General features: G+C 43.1%; 20 protein-coding genes. 7 read left to right on the forward strand and 13 right to left on the reverse strand.

What is annotated here, in order from left to right; genetic code table 11:
• The first annotated feature begins 85 nt into the window (after nucleotides 1-85).
• Nucleotides 86-658, forward strand: a complete 573-nt coding sequence (locus AC5JL8_RS32090) for an ABC transporter permease (protein WP_495883717.1) — start codon at nucleotides 86-88, stop codon at nucleotides 656-658.
• Nucleotides 659-726: 68 nt separating this feature from the next.
• Here AC5JL8_RS32090 and AC5JL8_RS32095 read toward each other — a convergent pair whose 3' ends face one another.
• Together AC5JL8_RS32095 and acsF are read right to left on the reverse strand one after the other, a co-directional pair.
• Nucleotides 727-2,127: a collagen-like protein gene (locus tag AC5JL8_RS32095; protein WP_495883718.1), complete on the reverse strand. Its 1,401-nt coding sequence runs from the start codon at nucleotides 2,125-2,127 to the stop codon at nucleotides 727-729.
• Nucleotides 2,128-2,451: 324 nt separating this feature from the next.
• The gene (gene acsF / locus AC5JL8_RS32100; RefSeq protein ID WP_495883719.1) at nucleotides 2,452-3,528 is read right to left on the reverse strand and encodes a magnesium-protoporphyrin IX monomethyl ester (oxidative) cyclase; all 1,077 of its coding nucleotides are present in this window, start codon (nucleotides 3,526-3,528) and stop codon (nucleotides 2,452-2,454) included.
• A 427-nt stretch (nucleotides 3,529-3,955) separates the two neighbouring features.
• On the opposite strand from acsF, the gene AC5JL8_RS32105 reads away from it, so the two are divergent.
• Complete coding sequence (locus tag AC5JL8_RS32105) at nucleotides 3,956-4,450, forward strand: TM2 domain-containing protein (RefSeq protein WP_495883720.1); 495 nt, start codon at nucleotides 3,956-3,958, stop codon at nucleotides 4,448-4,450.
• A 76-nt stretch (nucleotides 4,451-4,526) separates the two neighbouring features.
• On the opposite strand, the gene AC5JL8_RS32110 is transcribed toward AC5JL8_RS32105, so the two are convergent.
• From AC5JL8_RS32110 to hemW, 3 genes are all read right to left on the reverse strand, one after another.
• Nucleotides 4,527-5,186 (reverse strand): DUF2996 domain-containing protein, encoded by a 660-nt coding sequence (locus AC5JL8_RS32110; RefSeq protein WP_495883721.1) that lies wholly within the window; start codon nucleotides 5,184-5,186, stop codon nucleotides 4,527-4,529.
• A 122-nt stretch (nucleotides 5,187-5,308) separates the two neighbouring features.
• On the reverse strand, nucleotides 5,309-6,346 hold the full coding sequence (locus tag AC5JL8_RS32115; protein ID WP_495883722.1) for a threonine aldolase family protein: 1,038 nt from the start codon (nucleotides 6,344-6,346) through the stop codon (nucleotides 5,309-5,311).
• A 137-nt stretch (nucleotides 6,347-6,483) separates the two neighbouring features.
• Nucleotides 6,484-7,668: a radical SAM family heme chaperone HemW gene (gene hemW, locus AC5JL8_RS32120; RefSeq protein WP_495883723.1), complete on the reverse strand. Its 1,185-nt coding sequence runs from the start codon at nucleotides 7,666-7,668 to the stop codon at nucleotides 6,484-6,486.
• A 242-nt stretch (nucleotides 7,669-7,910) separates the two neighbouring features.
• Between hemW and AC5JL8_RS32125 the strand changes: the two genes are divergently transcribed.
• The 3 genes from AC5JL8_RS32125 (at nucleotide 7,911) to AC5JL8_RS32135 (ending at nucleotide 11,834) form a co-directional block, all read left to right on the forward strand.
• Nucleotides 7,911-8,987: a PIN/TRAM domain-containing protein gene (locus AC5JL8_RS32125; RefSeq protein ID WP_495883724.1), complete on the forward strand. Its 1,077-nt coding sequence runs from the start codon at nucleotides 7,911-7,913 to the stop codon at nucleotides 8,985-8,987.
• A gap of 581 nt (nucleotides 8,988-9,568) precedes the next feature.
• Nucleotides 9,569-10,846 (forward strand): M28 family peptidase, encoded by a 1,278-nt coding sequence (locus AC5JL8_RS32130; RefSeq protein WP_495883725.1) that lies wholly within the window; start codon nucleotides 9,569-9,571, stop codon nucleotides 10,844-10,846.
• A 196-nt stretch (nucleotides 10,847-11,042) separates the two neighbouring features.
• A complete protein-coding gene (locus tag AC5JL8_RS32135) occupies nucleotides 11,043-11,834 on the forward strand; it encodes a trypsin-like peptidase domain-containing protein (protein ID WP_495883726.1) in 792 nt (263 codons plus the stop codon).
• Nucleotides 11,835-11,906: 72 nt separating this feature from the next.
• On the opposite strand, the gene AC5JL8_RS32140 is transcribed toward AC5JL8_RS32135, so the two are convergent.
• The 8 genes from AC5JL8_RS32140 to AC5JL8_RS32175 all read right to left on the reverse strand — a co-directional run bounded on the left by AC5JL8_RS32140 (nucleotide 11,907) and on the right by AC5JL8_RS32175 (nucleotide 19,240).
• Nucleotides 11,907-12,347, reverse strand: a complete 441-nt coding sequence (locus AC5JL8_RS32140) for a DUF6918 family protein (protein ID WP_495883727.1) — start codon at nucleotides 12,345-12,347, stop codon at nucleotides 11,907-11,909.
• A 169-nt stretch (nucleotides 12,348-12,516) separates the two neighbouring features.
• Complete coding sequence (locus AC5JL8_RS32145; RefSeq protein ID WP_495883728.1) at nucleotides 12,517-13,533, reverse strand: alpha/beta fold hydrolase; 1,017 nt, start codon at nucleotides 13,531-13,533, stop codon at nucleotides 12,517-12,519.
• Entirely contained in the window at nucleotides 13,530-14,492 is a 963-nt protein-coding gene (locus AC5JL8_RS32150) for a fatty acid desaturase (protein ID WP_495883729.1), read from the reverse strand. Before AC5JL8_RS32150 ends, AC5JL8_RS32145 begins: the two co-directional genes overlap by 4 nt.
• A 96-nt stretch (nucleotides 14,493-14,588) precedes the next feature.
• Nucleotides 14,589-14,771 (reverse strand): hypothetical protein, encoded by a 183-nt coding sequence (locus tag AC5JL8_RS32155; RefSeq protein WP_495883730.1) that lies wholly within the window; start codon nucleotides 14,769-14,771, stop codon nucleotides 14,589-14,591.
• Between the two features lie 367 nt (nucleotides 14,772-15,138).
• Entirely contained in the window at nucleotides 15,139-15,573 is a 435-nt protein-coding gene (locus AC5JL8_RS32160) for a response regulator (protein ID WP_495883731.1), read from the reverse strand.
• A gap of 145 nt (nucleotides 15,574-15,718) precedes the next feature.
• The gene (locus tag AC5JL8_RS32165; RefSeq protein ID WP_495883732.1) at nucleotides 15,719-16,441 is read right to left on the reverse strand and encodes a Crp/Fnr family transcriptional regulator; all 723 of its coding nucleotides are present in this window, start codon (nucleotides 16,439-16,441) and stop codon (nucleotides 15,719-15,721) included.
• A gap of 786 nt (nucleotides 16,442-17,227) precedes the next feature.
• The gene (locus AC5JL8_RS32170) at nucleotides 17,228-18,010 is read right to left on the reverse strand and encodes a LemA family protein (RefSeq protein ID WP_495883733.1); all 783 of its coding nucleotides are present in this window, start codon (nucleotides 18,008-18,010) and stop codon (nucleotides 17,228-17,230) included.
• 3 nt (nucleotides 18,011-18,013) lie between these two features.
• A complete protein-coding gene (locus AC5JL8_RS32175) occupies nucleotides 18,014-19,240 on the reverse strand; it encodes a TPM domain-containing protein (RefSeq protein ID WP_495883734.1) in 1,227 nt (408 codons plus the stop codon).
• 573 nt (nucleotides 19,241-19,813) lie between these two features.
• On the opposite strand from AC5JL8_RS32175, the gene AC5JL8_RS32180 reads away from it, so the two are divergent.
• Nucleotides 19,814-20,452, forward strand: a complete 639-nt coding sequence (locus AC5JL8_RS32180) for a Uma2 family endonuclease (protein WP_495883735.1) — start codon at nucleotides 19,814-19,816, stop codon at nucleotides 20,450-20,452.
• A gap of 590 nt (nucleotides 20,453-21,042) precedes the next feature.
• Entirely contained in the window at nucleotides 21,043-21,405 is a 363-nt protein-coding gene (locus AC5JL8_RS32185; RefSeq protein WP_495883736.1) for a hypothetical protein, read from the forward strand.
• The last annotated feature ends 93 nt before the right edge of the window (nucleotides 21,406-21,498 follow it).

The following is a 21,498-nucleotide window of genomic DNA, read 5'->3' on the forward strand; positions in this document are numbered from 1 at the left end:
TGTAACACCTCCTGCTTATTTGTATCTTTGCCATTTTATGCAACTGCCGCAGTATTCCCCAGACTTTCCAAATGAGAACTGAGGCATGGAACATAGTGTATTTTTGGATGTTTTATCGAGCCTACAAAAATTATTTGTCGGTTATATCCCAGCCGCTGTTTTAGGTAGTTTTATTGGATACTTAATAAGCATAAATGGTACGGTTTATCAGCTATTAAAGCGGATATTTCAGATACCTCATAGTATCCCCCCTATAGCCTTACTACCGATTGCGCTCATAATTTTTAAAGAGGGCGAAGCCGCAGCCGTGGTCGTAATTTTTTCTGGCACTCTCTGGTCAATGATTGTTAATACAGCAATAGGTATGCGGCATTTTTATAGACAAAATAATAACTTTCGAGCCGCTATCTTTCATATATTTCATGCTTTGAAAGTTGGCATTTGGGTAGCATGGTTTACAGTTATTGCTACAGAAATGTTGATCGGGCCAAAAGGACTTGGCTTGCTTGCCTGGGATGCTTATAAAGCTGGCAACACCAATTACATAATTCAGTCGATACTCTACATTGGTGTTATCGGCAGTTTACTCGATCAGTTTTTAGACTTTACAGGTTATCTTCTGGCGCAGATTGTCTCAGAAGGTAAGAAATCTGCTTAATTCGTAATTCGTAATTAAAAAAGTCAAACAATCTTATTTTGAAGAATCGGTATAAGGGTTTTGAATATTTACAGCCCTATACCCCTACGAATCGCACCTTGCCAGTTAATGCTTTGCTTTGCTGAACGTCCACTTAAGGAACGGGTTGCCACTACTTCTATATCAACATTTACACCGGGGTTAAGGGCAGTCACACGAATTGGTAGCTTGCCTAAAGCAAGGATAAAACGGTTATAGTCGCGCTTTACAAGTTCAGCCGGAATTTCTCCTTCATATACAGTTTGGTAGTCAGACAAGCCAGACAAGTTATCCTGTGCCCGGAATTTGACACGAAATTGAGTCTGAATGATGTTGGATTTTGCTGCCAAATCGACTATTTTCAAGTTGAGGTTTTGTTCTGCACCAGCAAATTCTGCCACTGCTAGGCGTGTGGCATCTTTTTTGGCGATCGCATTGTTCACAGTAAAGGTTGTTAAGTTAGCCTCTGTCTTACTGCTACCATCAATCCACAAATCTTCAGGAAAAGTAATTTCTACCTGCTTGCTATCGTTTAAATTTAAGGTTGCAGCTTGGTTAGCAAAGCTGGTAAGGGGTTGCTTGTCTCGCCAAATCAGTTGAAAAGTCCCTTCCAATCGTTGATCAAACTCCCGGTATTCATCAGCAATCACAGAACCAGGAGCAAGTAGAGAGGCGGCTCCTGTCCGTAGATTCCACTTATTCTTTGAGAGGTTGAACTGTTTACCTGTCAGTTCCGAAATTGGGGTTTGCAACGTGGGAATATCATCCACCAAGGATTCTTTGCCCTTAATAATACTTAAGGTTCCTAAGCGTCCTCGACTGCCATTGCTGCCACTGTTACCATATCGCCCATCTCTACCGTCGTGGCATCTGTAACGCTTTTTCGTGCATTTGTAACTAGGTGTACCGGGAGTTCCTTGGCAAGTTTCCACTTCCCAACTCCGTTGACGACAGTTACAACCTACCCCACCGTTGCCACCGCGTCCGCCACGCCCGCCTTCTCCTCCTGTAGCCCGAACAAAAACATTCCGCAAGTCTGCCAAATTAGTGTAGTAGGCTGTAATAGAGCCGCCATGGCCGCCATCTCCTCCTTTACCGCCGTCACCACCATTACCTCCATCCGGTGCATTGATGTCATGGCTTACGTTGTCAGGTTGGTAACCGCAGTCAGGTCGATAACCACGTATGCCATCCTCACCATCTTCACCATTCTCACCTGACAGATCAAGATTGGCAGAAGAACCATCAACAAAAATACTCTGGTTCTGACCGTTGCGACCATTTCTACCAGGACGCCCATCAGTGCCTTTGCTGCCATCTGTGCCATAATTTCTACCATATCCGTCATTGGCGATCGCTGGACAGAAAACTGATCCAGAGGCAGGTAAAAAGCTAGTAAATAAGCAGAATATTAATATAAGTGGCAGCTTATTGGAAGAACCCTTGAGCATCGCTGGATAGCTAAATATTTGCAACTATTTCTGTATTTGACTCTATATTTCGGTATTTTGCTCCCCTAAGCAGTGAACAATCTAAAAAATATTACTACTCCATAAACTACCATTGAGTAAGAATCTTATTACTACCATTTGGTAAGATTATGCAGGTTGAAAAGTTATCAATTTCCTTACCAGCATTCCTGGTGCATTTTGTGGAAAATTACAAAGTAGCCCATTCGTGTAATGGAACCCGTATTAATTTATGATGCTAATTTTGCAATAAAAAAAGTGGCTCTGCACTAAACAGAACCACTCTAGATTTAGTAATTTGATTAACTAGCGGGCCATACCTTGAGCAGAAACAGCATCAATTGGTTTCATCAGGTACAACCGTAAAAGTTGCCAGCCTATGGAGGCTAAAACTGGTAGTTTCTGGAAGAATTGGAAGAATTTGGGAGTTTTGGAGTTAGTGATCGCACTCAATTTTTCCATATTATTGACGCAAACATCTAACCGTTGATAAAACTCTGGATTGTCTACATCCAGCATCAACGGGAACACTCTTCCTGCGGTTTCATTGGTCTTTTTGATGACATATATGTCATATTCCCGCGCATCTAGTCCAAGTGAAGCATAAAAATCTTTGCGTTGGATGTCATTCAGGTACATCGTTGCAAATACTGACAACAGGAAGAACCGACTCCATAGCTTTGCCTTCCAATCATTGAGCATTTGCGGTTGGGATTTCATCACTGCATCGAAGAAATCGCCGTGACGATTTTCATCCTGACACCAGTTCTCAAAGAATCGGAATATTGGATAAATCCGGTCTTCAGGATGTGCTTCTAAGTGGCGATAAATCGTGATATATCGCCAATAACCAATCTTTTCTGAAAGATAAGTAGCGTAGAAGATAAATTTCGGTTTAAAGAAGGTATAATCGCGGCTCTTAGTTAAAAACCCTAAATCTAGGGAGAGATTAAAGTCTGACATCGCTTTGTTCAAAAAGCCAGCATGACGTGCTTCATCCCGTGACATCAGGTTAAAGCATTCTGCCAATAGAGGGCTTTTATCTTTCAAGCGGCGACCGAGTTCTTTGTATAGCAGAAAGCCGGAAAACTCAGCCGTACAGGAACGTTCTAGAAATTCAACAAACAAACGGCGAGTTTCCCCATCAATATGATCCCAGGATTGTTCAAACTCGGCATCCCGAACAAAATGATGACGGTTGTAGTCAGCACGAAACTCTTCCAGAATGGCTTGTAACTCGTCTTCGTTGACGGAGATATCCATCCGCGCCATTTCATCAAAGTCGGTTGTATAAAACCGGGGTGTTAACAGGGTTTCTTTTGCCGGGGCTTTAATCCCTGGACGTATTTCTTCAAAGCCTGGTTTTTTTAGGGAATCTACCATGTCTTGATTTCTCTTTTGTCTTTATTATCTTGAGTACACCTGAAAGCCAAAGGTCAGGCGATTGGGCTTCGCCCACTGCCGAAGGCGATCGCAAGGCGCAACTAAACGACAATAAACCATTTGTATAAAATTCAGTCTACCAAGGTGCAGGATGAAAAAATGTAGGAAAAACGTTAAGAGTTGCAACAATACTTCAATTTCGACGGAATCGAGAATTGAAAATTGGTAGTGACCTAGAAGTTGTCTTAACAATAGGGGTGACTAGATGGACGAGTTCCCCGAATTGTCCAAACTGGCGGCAACAAGCAAAAGAAAAATAATTTTTATGCTTCATTGTCGGCTAAAAAGACCAACTTAGTGATGAAACAAAACAGCATCAGAACATCGTCTTAGACAATAAGTGCGAATCCAAGGGGTCGAAAACAACATGAATGTTGACAACAACACTAATAAAGACCGTCTTCTTGTCTCCTACATCTTATGTGCAGTCGGGTTTGTTGGCTTAGGAGGACTGCACCGTTTATACAATGGCAAAATTGCGACGGGTGTGTTGTGGCTTTGTACTGGCGGTTTATTGTATATGGGGCAGTTGGTGGATCTATTCCTCATTCCCGGTATGGTTGAAGAACACGATCTTAGACTCATGGCCAAAGCTGGTTTATCGCCCTTGGGTGTACCGCTAAATCAACCTGTAATCGCTTCCCAAGTTTACCGCCCCAGTGGTAACCAACTAATGATTAAACTGATTGAAGCAGCAGAAAATAAGGGTGGGACTCTCACTGTTACTCAAGGTGTGAAAGCAACGGGAGCCAGCTTTGCGGAGGTGGAAACGACACTTAAGGAGATGCTTAAATCAGGTTATGTAAAAATAGATAACGACCCCATCACTGGAGCCGTCACCTACCATTTCCACGAGATTTGAAGCTGAGTGCTGAGTGGGGAGATAGCTTTCTCCAATGCCCCATGCCCAATGCCCAATCCCCAGTCCCCAGTAGTAACTAATTTCTACCTAGCCACTTTTGACCGTTCAATCGCTGCACTAAGCCAAACACCAGCAAGTCAAGAGTGATTTTGCGTTCATCGATTAAGAATGACTCAAGTGTGCTAGGCTTTTTACCCTCATTGCAGGAAAATCCTTTTTTCCCTTGAATATCCTCATCGGGGAAATACAGGTTAAACTGACGCAAACCGTTTTGCCAACTTCCTATAAGTTGCCAGCATTCCTCGGCTGATTCAAAGCCGGCGATGGGAAACTTCTGTTTAGCAAAAGACAATTGTAAATCTGACACACCTTGCTGGGCGATCGCAGTTTGCACAGCAGGTAAGTACTCTTGCTGTATAAACTCTACAAATGGCTTATCTTCAACAGCTGGGGCTTTTTCCTTTTTGGCTGCTTTAGCTGCGGCTGCGGGTTTTTCTTCTGCTCCTGCTTTAGCTGCTGGTTTCTCGCGCTTGGGAGCCGCCGCCGCTGGTTTGGCGGCATTAGGATTATCTTCTGCGTTTACTGCTTTGGGATCTGGCGCGTTGGCAGTAGGGAGGTCTGTCGCTACTGGTTCGTCAGTGCTAGGAGCGTGTTCTTCAGCGACACTGGGGGCCTGTTTGTCAACAGTGCTGGGAGCTACTTCTCCCGCTTGATTATGATTGGTTTCTTCTGCCATAGCTCAGGTCAATCCTTTATCTAGCTTTCAGAGCGATCGCTCACCTTATGGTATTAGTTATTTTCATTTTGGCATAGGAGAGCTTTGCTAGAGTATTTTGAATTTCGCATCACAGTATTACTTTAAGCGATCGCTTCCTTAATATCTCTAATCAATTCATCAATTCTGGCTTGCGTCGTGTTCCAAGAACACATAAAACGTACTCCCCCAACACCAATAAATGTATAAAACTGCCAATTTTTTTCTCTCAAAGTTTGAATAGCATAAGCTGGTAGCTTGGCAAACACAGCATTGGCTTCTCTAGGAAACATTATCTCAACGCCATCTATATTTAATAGTTGCATCTCTAAGTATTCAGCACATTGATTTGCGTGTCGCGCATTTTTGAGCCATGCGCCAGTTTCTAGTAAACCCAACCAAGGCGCGGAAATAAACCGCATTTTTGAAGCTAGCTGACCTGCTTGCTTGCACCGATAGTCAAAATCTTCTGCTAACGCTTTATTAAAGAAAAGTATCGCTTCACCTAAAGCCATGCCATTCTTTGTGCCACAAAAACATAACACATCTACACCACTTTTCCAAGTCATTTCAGCCGGACTTTTATTCATGGCGGCTACTGCATTAGCAAAGCGAGCGCCATCCATGTGAATTTTTAAGTTATACTTACGAGCAATTTCTTTAATTGCTAAAAGTTCTTCAGGAGAATACAAAGTTCCTACTTCAGTTGATTGCGTAATACTAATAGCTTTTGGTTTGGGATAATGAATGTCAGTGCGCCTAGTTACCATTAACTCTATTGCTTGTGGTGTTAACTTCCCATTTTCTCCGGGAGCGAGTAATAATTTAGAACCATTAGAAGCGAACTCCGGTGCGCCACATTCATCTGTTTCTATGTGCGATGTTTCATGACAGATAACGCTGTGATATGACTGACAAAGCGCAGCTAAAGATAAAGAATTTGCAGCTGTACCGTTAAAAGCGAAAAATACTTCACAATCAATTTCAAACAATTCTCGAAAATAATCTGTTGCTTTTTGAGTCCATTCATCATTACCATAAGCTGGCGCACTACCATAATTAGCTTTAATCATGTATTCCAGTGCTTCAGGACAAATGCCAGAATAATTATCACTAGCAAACTGTTCTAATTGCTTATTCATAATTTTTAGTTAGATTTTTTATAAATCGATATGGTTTAGTTCAAGCTGACGTTGTTTTATGTTATCAAGTTCTCTTCTATAGCAGTCCTATTTAATTTGTGAAAACTACTTTTAAGTGAATCAACCGCATTTGTAGTTTAATCACCAAACTCTGCAAACAATGCTGCCAAAACTACATTAGAAAATAAAAAGCCTTGGGGATCGGTCAAGCGCAACCTTTCTCCAACAACTTCTACCCAACCTTTATGAAAATACGGCTGCAAAAATTTGTAAATCTCCTCTACTTTCCCTTCCCCAAACTCAGCCGCCAACGCTGCCAAACTTACACCCTCTGCTAAACGCAACCCTACCATTAAGGTTTCTAATAATACTTCTTCTGGTGGTGTTTTTTCGCAATCAATTTCACAGCCTGCTTTCACCCACTGATAATACTCTTTAGTTTTACGTGGACGAGTGAACCGCTTACCTTCTACGTAACTGGCTGCACCCATACCAAAACCATAATAAGAGCGATTTTCCCAATAAACTCGATTATGTTGGCACTGATGTCCTGGTTGGGCATAGTTGGAAATTTCATAATGCTGATAACCTGCACCAGTCAAAACTTGCTGTGCCATCTGGTACATTTTGACTGTGGTTTCATCTGTCGGCAAAGGACTAGAACCAGGTGTATAGTAGCGACCAAAAGCTGTGCCTGGCTCTATGGTAAGGTCATATATAGAGATGTGAGTTGGGGCGAGCGCTACTGCTTTTTTTAGTGAATCTTGCCAATGAGCCAAAGACTGATGCGGTAGAGCAGAAATCAAATCTAAACTAAATTCGGGAATCTCGACTTTGCGGATTAACTCCACAGCTGCAAAAATATCTGCAATTGAGTGCGATCGCCCAGCTACTTTTAATAACTCTTCTTGAAACGCTTGTACACCCAAGCTTACGCGATTCACCCCCAAGCTGCGGTAGCCTGTTATATGTGGTAAATCAAACGTTCCTGGGTCTATTTCCATCGAAATTTCCGCACCAGGTGAAAGAGTAAAACGCTCCTCTAATGCTGCTAGGATCTGCTGTAACTGTGCTGTTGAAAGCAGCGAAGGAGTACCACCGCCAAAAAAAATTGTCTTCAACGGTTGACTAAATGTTGGTGTGCTGGCAATTTCTTGACATAGCACTTCAACATATTGGGAGATAGTACCAGATGTTTCACCACGCAAGCGATCGCCCACAACAGATATAGGAAAATCACAGTAAAAGCATCTGCGTCTGCAAAAAGGAATATGCACATAAGCAGAACTTGGAATACTAAAAAAATTAACTTTTTTAACCATTTTGAGAAAGAATAAAATTAACCATACTGAAAATTACAATCAATGAAATTTATTAGTTTATTTACAAGTTGTATAACAAAAGGATGAAAAATATTAAGCTAAAACTATTTGGTTATAATGTTTGCAGATATTGCCTGCTTAAACCCCTAGAGTTAAGGAAATATTTCTGAATACATTTTACCGATGAAATAAAAAATACTTAACTCTGTTGGTTAACACAGTTGCAGGAAAACAACACAACCATGCTTGATGCAATTATTATTCTCTCATTTATCTTTGCTGCATCGGGAATAGGGTTCTACAGCATTGAACTACTACCCAATGGGGCACTAGACAGGGTGACAAACTTAGAAGCTTTACGCCTAGTTGTTGCCGTTTTTGCCGCCATTATTGGCGGTGCAGTTGGGCTGAGTTTCCAGACGACATATCGTCGCTTAGAAGCACAAGTCCGAGAATTGCCACTCGAAGTGATCTTAACGCGTGCTATTGGCTTAGTGATTGGGTTATTGGTCGCCAACTTGATGCTGGCCCCATTATTTTTGTTACCCATTCCTACAGATTTTAGCTTTATTAAGCCCTTGGTAGCAGTCGTCGGCAGTATTTTGCTGTCAGTGACTGGCATGAATTTAGCAGATACCCACGGGCGAGGATTATTGCGATTCATTAATCCCAACACCGTCGAAACGATGGTGGCGGAAGGGACTCTAAAACCTGCTAATACTAAAGTTTTAGATACCAGTTGCATTATCGATGGTCGCATTGAAACGCTTCTGGAAACAGGTTTTCTGGAAGGACAAATTATTGTGCCGCAATTTGTCTTACAAGAACTGCAACAAGTAGCCGATGCTAGCAAAGACCAAAAGCGGGTACGGGGAAGGCGAGGATTGGAAATTCTCAACCGCGTTAAGGAAACTTACCCCGATCGCATTTTGATTAACCCATCTGACTACGAAGATATTCCCACAGTCGATGCCAAGTTAGTGCGCTTTGCCCAAGAAATCAACGGCACACTACTAACTAATGACTACAACTTGTCAAAAGTTGCTAGTGTACAGAAAGTACCAGTATTGAACGTCAATGATTTAGTTAACGCTGTTCGTCCCACCTATTTACCTGGTGACAACCTTGACCTCAAAATTCTCAAGGAAGGCAAAGAACCAAGCCAGGGAATTGGCTACTTAGACGATGGCACAATGGTTGTCGTTGAAGAAGGTAGTAGTTATGTAGGCGGTGAATTGCGAGTTGTAGTCACCAGTGCTTTGCAAACTTCCGCAGGACGGATGATTTTTGCTAAACCCCAAGCTTCAGCATTGGCGTGAGACAATAGAATGTTAAATTCGAGTCATATTTGGCGATCGGTGTAGGTTAACTGCACCGATTGTTTATTGGGCTGTTATTCTCCCCTGCCCTCAATGCGATCTGACTTTTCACGGTAAGTCCTCAAACCGCTAAACAACGTAGCTTTTTCCACAGGCTAATTCTCAATAGCTCTAAGTTAATGAAAATCGCTAACGTAAAAATTAGGGTTTGAGAAAAGCTCAAAATGTCGTTTTCCAGATGCCGTGAAAAGTCAGCAATGCGATGGGATATTTTTTTATACCAATTCAAATAATGTTTGCGACACATAGATTATTCGTAAGGGCACGGCATTGCCGTGCCCCTACCCATCTGTCGCATTCTTTTTTCAATTGGTATTACTTGGAAGTCCCTTAAATTCTGCCTTGCTGTACTAGTCACTCACTGGGGATTTAATACAGATTGACATTATTTTGTCATTCTTACCTAACACAATAAGAATAACAGAATCTGAGTAGGTGGAAATGATTAAACCTAAAACACAGACTCGCAAAAAGCACTCAGGAGAAGTATTCTTCCTTCTGCGTTCTGCCTTCTACTTAAAATGACTACAAATTCTTGGTTAAATGCGGCGCTAGTGGCTGTCCTAGTTTCACTACCGACAGCTTGCGTACAGTCAACTCGCTTAAATAATATTGTTGAAATACCAAAAGCCGAGGCGCAAGAAAGCGATTACGCAAAGCGTAGCGCCAAAGGCGATCGCACCAATGCAACTTATGCAGATGTGCAAGCTTTGGTGAATATGGGCCCGCGAGTAGCTGGTACACCAGTTATGGAAAAGGCTAGCAGCTATCTAATTGATCGGTACCGTCAGGCTGGTTATGTTGCCGAAGTTCAGACTTTTAATTATGAAAAGTTTGTAGACTTAGGTTCAAATCTCACCATTAATGGTACGAATATCGAAGGTAAAGCACTCAATGGCACGATTCCGGGAAAGCTGAATGCACCACTAGTAGCAGTTCCCAATTTTGGGCGACCTGATGACTTTGCCAAGGTGAATGTCAAAGGCGCGATCGCCATTGTCCGGCGTGGTGAAATCCGCTTTTCTCAAAAAGCCAGTAATGCTGCTGCGGCTGGGGCGGTTGGTTTGGTTGTTGTTAACAATCAACCAGGTAATTTAAACGGTGCGACGTTGGGTGAATCAGCAAAAATTCCTGTCTTAGGACTTTCGGGCGATCGCGGTAATCCTTTACTTCAGCAAGCGCAAAATGCACCAGTTAATGTCAGCCTCAATGTCAATGCTCAACGACAAGTTGTTAACGGACGTAATGTAATTGCTCATCTACCAGGTGTAACTCAGCCAAAACTGATACTTGGTGGACACTACGATTCTGTGCCAGGTTCCCCTGGAGCAAATGATAACGCTTCGGGAACAGCAGTTGTACTGGCGATTGCGCGTAACTTAGCTAACACAAATCTGGCTCGTCAAACTTGGTTCGTCGCCTTTGATGGCGAAGAAGACGGGTTACATGGCTCACGAGCTTTTGTAGATACTGCTAAACCAGAGTTCCTCTCAGGGTTGAAAGGAATGCTGAATTTCGACATGGTTGGCGTTAACAATCAGCTTTTGATTGGTGGCACATCGTCATTAACTGCGATCGCCAAAGCTGTTGATTCAGACATCAAAACCTTGGGTTCATATACCTATGGTGGTAGCGACCATGCACCATTTGCTAACAAAAACGTGCCAGTCCTGTTTTTCTACCGTGGTCAAGATCCGAATTATCACAGTCCAAACGATAAAACAATAGATCCAAAACTACTGAATGAAACCGCTCAAGTAGGGGTGGGTATCGTCAAGCAGTTACTGCAAGCCAAGTAATAGTGCTGAGTGAGGAGTGCTGAGTGCTGAGTGCTGAGTTACGAGTAACGATTTATCCTCTTGTCTCCCCTGCTCCCTGCCCCCTGCGGTCTTCATGATAAGTCTTTAACCGAACACGATATTACTCCTTGTGTTCTCAATGCCCAATGCCCCATGCCCAATACCCATTTTCAATTCTTTAACTTAGAAATCTGCAATGTCTACTAATTTTTCTTTGAAAAAATCTCTAATCAATTTGTCTTTAGTGTCTATGGGAGCTGTGTCAGCACTTGCTGGAGTGCATTTGATGCCCACCAAGCCAGTGCTGTCTCAACCAACAATTGCACAGTTGCCTTCTAGTTCTTCGGTGAATACAAATAACAACTTTATTGCTGAAGCGGTAGAAAAAACTGGTTCAGCAGTGGTTCGCATTGACTCCACGCGCACAACTGCTAGTCGATATACACTATCTGGTACGCGGGTGGCACGGGGAACTGGTTCAGGGTTTATTATGAGGTCAAATGGTTTAATTTTGACTAACGCTCACGTAGTTTCTGGTGCAGACAGAGTAACTGTGACATTGAAAGATGGTCGTCGCTTCACAGGTCAAGTATTGGGGGCAGATAGAGCGACAGATGTAGCAGTTATCCAAATTCAGGCTAATAATTTACCGACTGTCAGCATTGGTAATTCTGAACAATTAAAAATTGGAGAATGGGCGATCGCGATCGGTAACCCTCTCGGTTTAGATAACACCGTTACAGTCGGGATTATCAGTGGCACAGAGCGTTCTAGCCGTGCGATCGGCGCACGCAGCCGCGAGGTTCGTTTTATTCAGACAGATGCAGCTATTAACCCCGGTAATTCGGGTGGGCCACTACTGAATCAAAATGGGCAGGTCATTGGCATTAATACCGCGATCATTCAAGGGGCCCAAGGAATCGGATTCGCCATCCCCATTAACCAAGCGCAGCAGATTGCCACCCAATTAATTGCCCAAGCTGGTTAATGTTTGCCAAGAAAAAAAGCCTGCGGAAGCAGGCTTGGTTCATATCTTAAGAGTGACGGCTACCTACCTCAATCAGTTATTGGCGTACTTACCAATTACTTTTGCCAAGTCTGGTACTGCTTCCTCTACGTATTTTTTGGCCGAACCACGGAATTTTTCATAGGTTCCTCGCACGATTGGGCGCTTTGCTTTCTGCACTCTCGCGTCGGTAACGCCTAGCAGTGCGTCCGCCGTATCAGAGCGACTGGTAACGAGGTGATCAACTGGGTCACCTTTTTGCTCGCCCTCGCTCCAGATGGGATCAAGCGCTGTGAGGCACTGCGGCAGAATCTGCTCAACGACATAGGGAATGTACCCTGGCTTGACACCCTTCAAGGCGGCAAAAGCTGTTTTTAAAGTTATGCCACTAATGCCTGACTTGGAAGCAATCTGTGTTTCTATCAGATTGCAACAGTCATCGACAATCATGGTCTTTTTATCCGGCGGGTTCAAAAGTCTGTCGCTAAGTCCCATTTCGCTCCTTCTTGTCCTTTGTGTCAAACTGCCTAAATTTCATTCAACTCATTTTCCTAGCGATCGCCATCTTTAGCTCTTGTGTAGCTTAAAGATTTGACAAAGATTATGTTTCAAATAGAGAAAAACTGAATCCCTCTATTTACTGCCATCTGTCTCCTTCAATTCGTCATTCTTCCAGTAATTCCCGGATAGCAGCACGAATAAAAGCTGCATCTTCAGGATGTTGGTAGGGGTTACCTGCTCGGTGTCCCCAAATTGAGGGAATTGGAAGATACTTCGCCCCAGGAATTAGGGCAGCTTCAGCAGCACAATCTTCTGGAGTGAAGTATAAATCTGTTGTGGCAGGCATTACCAGTGTCTGAGATGGAATTGCAGCCAGAGCAGCTTTATAATCTTTTTGATAAGTTGAGTTATCGCTGACATCGCAGCGTAGCCAAGTGTCGAGCATCGCTAGTAAATTGTGGGGATCGCGTTTTCTGTAGGTAGATTCCCACGCACGCAACAAGTAGTCTTCTAGGGATGTATAACCCAGCTGATAGTAAATACCCTCCCGATAAAACGCTTGGGAAGCAGCCCAACTCGCATAAATCCGGGCAAAAGCTTTCAATCCCCGTTCTGGGAACACTTCAAAGCGATCGCCATTCCATGCAGGGTCTGCTGTTAAGGCGGCGCGTAGGCTTAGTAAAAAAATACGATTGTGGTCGGTGGTGCGAGCTGTACCACACAGAGCAGCAATCCGAGCAACGCGATCGCCAAATAATGCCCCCCAGTGATACGCTTGCTGTGCGCCCATTGACCAACCGTAAATCAGCGCCAGACGTTCAACTTTGAACACTTCTCGCAATAGCTGTTCTTGAGCGCAAACATTATCTACATGAGTAAACCAAAAACCTCGTTCGCTCAAACCACAGTCTTGAGAGTTGCTAGGCGAAGTTGACATTCCATTCCCGAACATATTGGGAATAATAATGAACCAACGGCTGGGATCAAGAATGCCATCAGGATGAATTAGCCACTCAGTATCGTAATGTTGCGCTCCGTAAGAAGTTGGATAGAGAATGACATTAGTGCGATCGCTTGCTAGTTCACCATAAGTTTGGTAAACCAACCGCGCCTCAGATAGAACAGCACCACACTGAAGCGTAAAGTTCTTCAATGTGAAACAACTTGGGGATTTTGTCATCCTTCCAACTGTCCCAATTGAGCGACAATATTCTGGTTGACCTTGATGTAGCCTGGATCAATATGAGTAAAGTGCGAATTTAATTGCTGATGTGCTTGCGGTAGCGCGTGAAAGGGGATTGACTGATACAAATGATGTTCTGCATGATACGACATATTCCACATCAACAATCGCATCGGCCAGAGTGTTAGGGTTGTGCGCGTATTCGTGAGCATATTTGCATCAAGAGAACAACCTGTATGTTCTGCCAGCAAAATCATACGTAAAATTGGTTGACCGACAAACAGAGGTAGCAGCCAATAAAGTACAAACCAAGGCTGACCTACGGCAATTGAGATGGCGATCGCAGCTGCATAAACAGCTAATTGTAATTGAGTAGAGCGAATAACTTCAGATCGTCCTGTTTCTGGCACAAAAGGACAATCATCAAGTTGACCGAGTGCAATCCGAAAATGCCCACGTATCTTTCCCACCCACCAAGGTAAACCGCTAATTACCAACAAGTATTCACCCAGGTTTCTCGGTGTAATATCGGTCAGTTCCGGATCTTTGCCAGGAACGCGAGTGTAACGGTGGTGCCACTTGTGATAACGACGGTAAAATGTGCTGTTGTATAATGACAGCACGCCTGCACACCAAGCAACAACATCATTCAAACGGTTGTTAGCAAAAGCAGTTCGGTGACCGCCTTCGTGCATTGGTGCAAACATAGAAGCAAAACTAAAACCGTAGATTGCCAATGCTGGTATTGCCACAGGCCAATTGCCAAAGTTCGTCCCCCACACATAGCCACTGCATCCCATCACCGTTAGATGTCCTGCTAGTTGCACCAGCCCTTTCCAGTTAGAGCGAGCATTTAAAATACTTAATTCTTCGACACCAATAATCTGCTCGGAGTTGTAATGCTGAACAGTCTCCTCATCTAATAATTGAGATTGAGCAATGGCATCACTAGACATAATTAGAACCCTATATGAATTTAGATAGGCGAAATTATACGTACAATACATCTTTATTTAAAAATTGTCTGGCAAAAGCAAAAATATTGTCAGAACTTACGCACTCAGATCCCCCAACCCCCTTAAAAAGCAGGGCCGTTTCATTCGTTGCTGTTTAAGATTTGTCAAGAGGATAATCTCACGCAAAGGCGAGCCAGTGCGTTGGGCGGCTTTGCCGACTTGAAGCAACTGGCGTCGCAAAGGCGAGGCAGCGACGGGTACGTAGGGGGTTCCCCCCATGAGCGACTGCCGTTGCAAATAAAAACAACGTATTTAGGGCTTAAGGCGCAAAAATTTTTTCCTAAAATTTAGGGCTTGCCCTAAATTTTAATCTCTTTGACCCTTGTAATTTTAACCATTTGAGGGGATGAAACAGCCCTGCTTTCCAAGGGGGGCTAGGGGGGATCAATAAGTGCTTAAAATCACAGCCAACCACTTTTCAAACAACCTCTTAGATTCTTTTTCCCCAGCTTTTTATATCAAGTTCGGATAATTAGTTATAATTCCCACATCTGTGCAAAAACCGCGAAATCTTTTCTCCCTACCCCCTGCCCCCTGCCCCCTGCTTCCCTGCGGTCTTAATGATAAGTCTTAACCGAACACGATATTATTTATTTGGAAGTCCCCTATTAAGCTGATGGGCGTTTAGGCAAGCAAACTCGGCAACCAAATAGAGCAATTCATCCAAGATGACTGGCTTACGTAAATACATCTGAAAACCAGCTTTTAATGCATATACGAAGTCTTCCTCTTTAACAAAAGCACTTAGGGCAATGGCTGGAATCCATCGGTCTCGCGCCGCCTCTAAATTTCGGACTTTTGCAAGCAGTGAGTGACCTGCTGCATCCGGTAAATAAATTTCGCTGATCACCATGTCCGGCAGAAAACGGGACATTACATCTAGTGCTTCACCAGATGTTGCAACAGCTTTAATCTCTGCTCCCTCTGTTTCAAAGAAAATCTTGAGCAATTCTCTAGTATCAACATGATCATCGATAATTAGCAATCGTAGACCATCAACACCGATGGATTGATGATGCATTAATCATTCCTTCTTGTACTTTTTTAACCTTGAGTAGTAATAGCATTAAAATGCTTAATTCTTAACTATACAAATGCTCAAGGTTAGGAGTCGGTACGGTTTAGCGCATCAGGTAGATAAGAGCAGAGATTATCTCTCCCTAGAGCTAGCTCTGTGTCCCTAGCAACCGAGCATACTCGTTTTTGATTATGGAATAACACTCACAAGATGTATCTACCAAGTCTTCCCGATTCAGAATGGTAATATTTCCACGCTTGTAGCTAATTATTCCAGATCGGCTGAGTGTGCCAGCTGCCACCGTAACACCAGAGCGGCGGCAGCCCAGCATGTGGGCGAGAAATTCTTGAGTCAGAGGGAATGCATCTGATTGCACATGGTCAGATGTTATCAGCAGCCAACGGGCGAGTCGCTCTTCTATGCTGTGCACGCGGTTGCAGGCTGCTGTTTGTGTCACTTGGGTGAACAGCGCTTGCGTGTAACGCAACAACAAACTTTGAAGCTCCCCACCCCGGTTAAATTCCGTCTTAAGTTGCTCTGCTTTCATCCTCATCCCACTGTCTGCAATCTGCACAAACGCGGTTGTGGTTGTAGAATTGCCGCCCCAAATTACAGGAAGACCAACCATACCATCATTGCTAACCACACCAGCTTCAACGGTCGAGCCGTCCTCTTGGTTACAGACTAAAGAAGCTATTGCCTGATGGGGAAAATAGACGTGTGTGATTGGTTCGCCTGCTTCGTAGAGAACTTGCTTAAGTTCAAGATGTACTCGCTCTAGGTGGGGAACTAGGCGTTGATACTCAGAAGCCGACAGTGCAGCAAGTATCTGATTTTTTATTGGTAGATGAGACTGGTTAGATACAGACATTAAAATCCTCCAAGTCAACTATTTTGCGAAGAGCAACAGCTGTTGGCAACTTGAGAGGAGCTAAAAACTAGTCCCAATATGTCAAAAGGTGAATTTCTTTCAAAAGTTGCAAGCTTAACAACTACAACATCACGTCAGACTCTACACTAGTGATACACTTAGGTTTGACGCACTGCTTAATATTGGCACATTTTTCGTTGGGAATCCGTCCGATTTCGTACCAATGAGTGTATAAGCGATAATCTGGGGAGCATCCCCTTTTGAAGAGACACCGGGCGATTGGAAGTTGTGGCTATACAAACTAAACCTGTGCAGGCGGGTTTTCGGTTTTCAGATAGTCCGCGTTCGCGTAGCGTTCCGAAAGAAAGGCGGACTTCGTTTGTGTAGCCTTAGACTGAAGTATGAGAGGTTGTTTGAAAAGTGTTTCGCTGTGATTTTGGGCACTTTTAAATCCCCCCTAACCTCCCTTAAAAAGGCTACCGTGTACACACAAGTCTTTGAGAGTTGTCCCACAGGCTTTTGATCCCCCCAACCCCCCTTTTTAAGGGGGGCTAAAATCCCTCAAAGTCCTCCAATTTATCGGAGGATAATGACGGATCTACAATGATTTCGGTTTAGTACAGAGATGTGTGTACACCGTAGCCTTAAAAAGGGGGGAACCGGAATTAAAGTCCCCCTTTACAAGGGGGATTTAGGGGGATCTAGAACGTTTTGCTACCGACAAAAGGACTTTTCAAACATCCTCTGAGGGGCTATTTGCTGTATTACGCTGTAGTTTCAGAAAATTTATTCTCTTGGAATTTTAGGAAAACTGGTGTTTGTAGCTTGGAAGAATTCCTTGCTCTCAAACCCAAAAGTATTAGCTACAAGCGAGTTGGGAAAACTCTGAATTTTTTGATTATGAGCTTGTACCGCTTGGTTGTAACGCATTCGCTCTACAGCTAGGCGATTTTCAGTACCTGTTAGCTCATACTGAAGATTGATAAACAATTGGCTAGATTGCAATTGGGGATTGGTGGCGGCATAATTGCGGAAGCGGTCGATCGCTTGATTAATTTGTACCGTAGTAGCAGCTTTTTCATTGGGAGTAGCTGCTTGCAAATAAGCCTGACGCGATCGCACCAATAAAGAGACTAACTCTTTTTGCTGTTTGGCATAAGCTTGTGTCACATTCACAAGGTTGGGGATTAAATCGGCACGTCGCTGGAGTTGATTTTCTACTTGCGCCCAAGCTGCTTCAACTCTGGTGCTACTACTTTGTATAGAGTTATAAGTCCAGGCAATCCAGACAGCCAATGCAGTTACTATCCCTGTACCAAAAATCAGTAGTGTTTGGCGCAGATGAGCTAAGTGCTTTTGTTTCTCTTGTTGTTGTTTGTGCTTTGCCTGTACATCTCGGATAGCTTGCTGAATATACTCAGCAGGAATATCAACTTCTTGTCCTGCTGCCACTAATTCAGAAGCCGAGTAACTTTGAGTGTGATTGGCATAGTAGCGCGAGGCTAACTCTAGCACCTCTGGGGCAATCTCTTCAGGAATTCTCTTTTGTTGATTGTTCATAACATTCATAATTTACCAGCTACCGCCAGCACCACCACCACCGCTACTGCCACCGCCAAAGCTACCACCACTGCCACCACCACTGCCACCACTATAACCACCACCACCCCATGAACTGCTGGGTGGAGGAGGCGGAGGAGGCGGTGGCAAGCGAGGAATTATTTCCTCATTTTCGTGGTGATAAGAACAACTGTGGCACTCATTGATAATTAGTCGTCTTCCCGAACTGTATTGCGTAGCTGGTTGGACAGTCTTCACAGTATGGATGACAGTCAATTCCTGACAGTGGGGGCATTCCCGAAATTTAGATGCATGGGATTGTTGGGCAACAATGTGGAAGCCAGTACCAGTTAGCTTCTGGCTGCAATTGGAACATCTCCAACCCTCAAATTTAACACTACCTAAGTTTTGTGCTGTTTTTTCCGGTTTGCTTAGATATGAATCGACTGTGGTTTCGTCTACTTTTTCCATTGGCTGTTGGCAATCAGCACACAAAAAAATGTAATTGCCCTTACTTCTACGCGTATGCCCTTTTGGTTCAATGAACATTTTACGAGGGCGCACCAGGTAAACACCACCTGCGATCGCCACTACCAATATTCCACCCCCGGTTACAAGTCTCCAAAATATAGCGTTATCTTCAGTTATTGTTTCTACATTTGGGGAAGCTACCGGGTTTGGATCTGTTAGCTGGTTTACAGACGAGACGCGATCAGACTCTAAGACAACTATTAGTGCTTTCGTTCCTGCGAGTGTACCATCTTCAAAGTCTCCTTTTTTGAACCGCGGGATGATTTGGTTATCGATAATGTTTCCCACTTTAGCATCGGGCAAAATCGCTTCCACACCGTAACCAGTCTCAATTTCCACGCGGCGATCGCCTACTGAAATCAAAAACAATATGCCATTATCTTTTCCTTTCTTGCCGATTCCCCAATAATTAAACAGTTCTGTTGCAAATTCTTTGACAGAAGCAGCAGGAGCAGTTGCTGGCACAGTTACCACCGCTATTTCTGTACCATTTTTCGCTTCCAACTGAGAAATTATCTGATTGATTTGGGTTTCTGTTTTTTCGCTGAGGATATCTCCCATATCAGTTACCCAACCACCAGACTCCTTTCTGGGATTAGGAACTTCTTTGACAGTCAAACCTAGGGTAGAAAGGGGAAAAAGAAATATGGCAGAGGAAAATAAACTCACCCAAAAAAAGCGTTTTGGTTTTAGTAAATTAAATTTCATTGCTTTAACCTCCAGCAGGCAACTGACAAAAGCCTGTTTAAGTACAATCAGCTTCTGCTGTGCGTTTGTCCTCTTAGAGCTTTTTTATTAACTTAACCAGCCATGAATATTTCACTACACAATTCACGAGGTCATTTCCAGATGCCGCTACTTTTATTTTGAAATTTAGATATAGGACTCATATTTGATTTTTGAACAAAATTCAGTACACCTTTATTCCTTCTTCCCAGTCCCCAGTCCCCACTCCCCAGTCCCTTACCTCTACGAGTGATTCAGAAATCAAATCGGATTGCTATAGCGTAAGGAGTAGGCACAAGGAATGCATGGATTTGTGACCAGTAACTAATGTTTCAGTTCGCTGGCGCAAACTGTTAGCCAGGGTTGGCAAGGGTGCGATCGCCTCTGTTTAAAAGTTGCACGGGGAAAAGGTAGTCAGGGTTTGGAAGTATTCATCAATTATCATTGATAAAATAGAATAGGATAAATTTCTATGTTATTCAGTCATCAGTTGTGAATTTTGAAATTTATACCATGCTTGTTACTGATTACTGATTACTGATGCTGCGAGGAATTATGCTGCTAACTGAACGACGCGCTGATCGAGTAGTTCTCTACAATATCAGTTGGCAACAATTTGAGAATTTATTAGTAGGCTTAGGTGAAAGTCGTGCAGCTAGAGTAGCTTATGATGATGGCACGTTAGAGATTATGACACCATTACCAGAACACGAATATTACAAAGAAATAATTGGTGACATCATCAAAGATGCGGCTGAAGTTTTAGAGCTAGATTATGAATGTTACGGCTCAACTACCTGGAAACGAGAACTAAAAAAGGCTGGGATCGAATCTGATAATTGTTTTTATTTCCAAAATGAAGCTTTAATTCGAGGTAAGCTCAAGTTTGATCTAAATCAAGATCCACCTCCAGATTTAGCTTTAGAAATTGATGTTACTAGTAAATCTTTAGATCGCTTTCCCATCTATGCGCGGTTAGGTGTGCCTGAAATCTGGTCTTATGATGCTGAAGAAATCAAAATTTACCAGCTGCAAGGTGAAGAATATATACAAAGACAAACAAGTTTAGTGTTTCCGAATTTGAAAATTCAAGAAATTCCCTCACTAATTGAAAGATACCGCATGGCAGGAAGACGAGTTTTCCGGCAAGCAATCAGGGAGTGGGTAAGGGGACAGATGGGTCAACAAGAGTAAGGGGTGCGATCGCTTTTCGTTAGAAGTGGTGTGGTAGAAAGGCGGTAATATTTGGATTTGTTTTTTTGAATGAGTCAATTTGTTGGTTGTTAGGTTCATGAGGTAAGTTTACCAATTTCTAACTAGGCATTCCCGCAGGGTAGGAGCGCAGAGGTAAACGCAAAGTAACGCAGAGTATTTCTAGGGGTCAACCGCTACGAATTACAACAATATACAGGTTTTGCTGTGGCGTGACTCGCAAATTAAGTTTCTGACTCGCAAATTAAGTTTCTGAATCGCAAATTAAGTTTTTGATTCGCAAATTAAGTTTCTGATTCGCAAATTAAGTTTTTGATTCGTAAATTAAGTTTCTGAATCGCAAATTAAGTTTCTGAATCGCAAATTAAGTTTTTGAATCGGATTTTAGCTTCACAACTCATAAACCTGTTTTTCTCAACTTATTTCCGCAAACATACCCGTAATTATCCAGTTTGCTAATCCCCACTCATACTTTTAAAATTCTGTAGCTTCACTCAGGCTAGTGCATCTGCTGGTTGCGTATTGTAATGATATCTCAATAACTCCGTTGAAAGTCCAAATAGGAAAACTTTATGGCACAACGCAAACGCAACTCCCCCGCACTCACCAAAGCTGAACGACGGATTGAAGGAATACAGATGATTAATCCTGAGTTAGACTTTGGCAATGGGTTATCAATAGCTATTTACAACAGGAAAATTCTGGAAATACGAGAAAAGCTAGCCGCCTACAATCAAGCACGAGCGATAGTAGATAAAAGACAGAATGCGTTACTAGAAGCAGAACGTGAGTTAAATAGTTATTCTGAGCAAATGCTGCTGAGTGTTGCATCCCGCTATGGCAAAAATAGTGATGAGTATGGGTTGGCTGGTGGAACGCGCAAGTCAGACCGCAAGAAAGCACGTCCGGCGGTCAACCAAGAGGTAGTTATATAAATAAAATTCTGCATAATAATTAGCTAGATCTCTACAAAGTTAGCGGGACTTAAACAAAAATTAAGCCCAAATGTAGCCCAAACTAGCTTTATA

The organism is Mojavia sp. (assembly GCF_059505145.1).

Excerpts from the sequence above, each read along its gene's own strand:
- AC5JL8_RS32090 (WP_495883717.1), top strand. The coding sequence starts at position 86 with ATGGAACATAGTGTATTTTTGGATGTTTTATCGAGCCTACAAAAATTA.
- AC5JL8_RS32095 (WP_495883718.1), bottom strand. The coding sequence starts at position 2,127 with ATGCTCAAGGGTTCTTCCAATAAGCTGCCACTTATATTAATATTCTGC.
- acsF (WP_495883719.1), bottom strand. The coding sequence starts at position 3,528 with ATGGTAGATTCCCTAAAAAAACCAGGCTTTGAAGAAATACGTCCAGGG.
- AC5JL8_RS32105 (WP_495883720.1), top strand. The coding sequence starts at position 3,956 with ATGAATGTTGACAACAACACTAATAAAGACCGTCTTCTTGTCTCCTAC.
- AC5JL8_RS32110 (WP_495883721.1), bottom strand. The coding sequence starts at position 5,186 with ATGGCAGAAGAAACCAATCATAATCAAGCGGGAGAAGTAGCTCCCAGC.
- AC5JL8_RS32115 (WP_495883722.1), bottom strand. The coding sequence starts at position 6,346 with ATGAATAAGCAATTAGAACAGTTTGCTAGTGATAATTATTCTGGCATT.
- hemW (WP_495883723.1), bottom strand. The coding sequence starts at position 7,668 with ATGGTTAAAAAAGTTAATTTTTTTAGTATTCCAAGTTCTGCTTATGTG.
- AC5JL8_RS32125 (WP_495883724.1), top strand. The coding sequence starts at position 7,911 with ATGCTTGATGCAATTATTATTCTCTCATTTATCTTTGCTGCATCGGGA.
- AC5JL8_RS32130 (WP_495883725.1), top strand. The coding sequence starts at position 9,569 with ATGACTACAAATTCTTGGTTAAATGCGGCGCTAGTGGCTGTCCTAGTT.
- AC5JL8_RS32135 (WP_495883726.1), top strand. The coding sequence starts at position 11,043 with ATGTCTACTAATTTTTCTTTGAAAAAATCTCTAATCAATTTGTCTTTA.
- AC5JL8_RS32140 (WP_495883727.1), bottom strand. The coding sequence starts at position 12,347 with ATGGGACTTAGCGACAGACTTTTGAACCCGCCGGATAAAAAGACCATG.
- AC5JL8_RS32145 (WP_495883728.1), bottom strand. The coding sequence starts at position 13,533 with ATGACAAAATCCCCAAGTTGTTTCACATTGAAGAACTTTACGCTTCAG.
- AC5JL8_RS32150 (WP_495883729.1), bottom strand. The coding sequence starts at position 14,492 with ATGTCTAGTGATGCCATTGCTCAATCTCAATTATTAGATGAGGAGACT.
- AC5JL8_RS32155 (WP_495883730.1), bottom strand. The coding sequence starts at position 14,771 with ATGGGGGGAACCCCCTACGTACCCGTCGCTGCCTCGCCTTTGCGACGC.
- AC5JL8_RS32160 (WP_495883731.1), bottom strand. The coding sequence starts at position 15,573 with ATGCATCATCAATCCATCGGTGTTGATGGTCTACGATTGCTAATTATC.
- AC5JL8_RS32165 (WP_495883732.1), bottom strand. The coding sequence starts at position 16,441 with ATGTCTGTATCTAACCAGTCTCATCTACCAATAAAAAATCAGATACTT.
- AC5JL8_RS32170 (WP_495883733.1), bottom strand. The coding sequence starts at position 18,010 with ATGAATGTTATGAACAATCAACAAAAGAGAATTCCTGAAGAGATTGCC.
- AC5JL8_RS32175 (WP_495883734.1), bottom strand. The coding sequence starts at position 19,240 with ATGAAATTTAATTTACTAAAACCAAAACGCTTTTTTTGGGTGAGTTTA.
- AC5JL8_RS32180 (WP_495883735.1), top strand. The coding sequence starts at position 19,814 with ATGCTGCTAACTGAACGACGCGCTGATCGAGTAGTTCTCTACAATATC.
- AC5JL8_RS32185 (WP_495883736.1), top strand. The coding sequence starts at position 21,043 with ATGGCACAACGCAAACGCAACTCCCCCGCACTCACCAAAGCTGAACGA.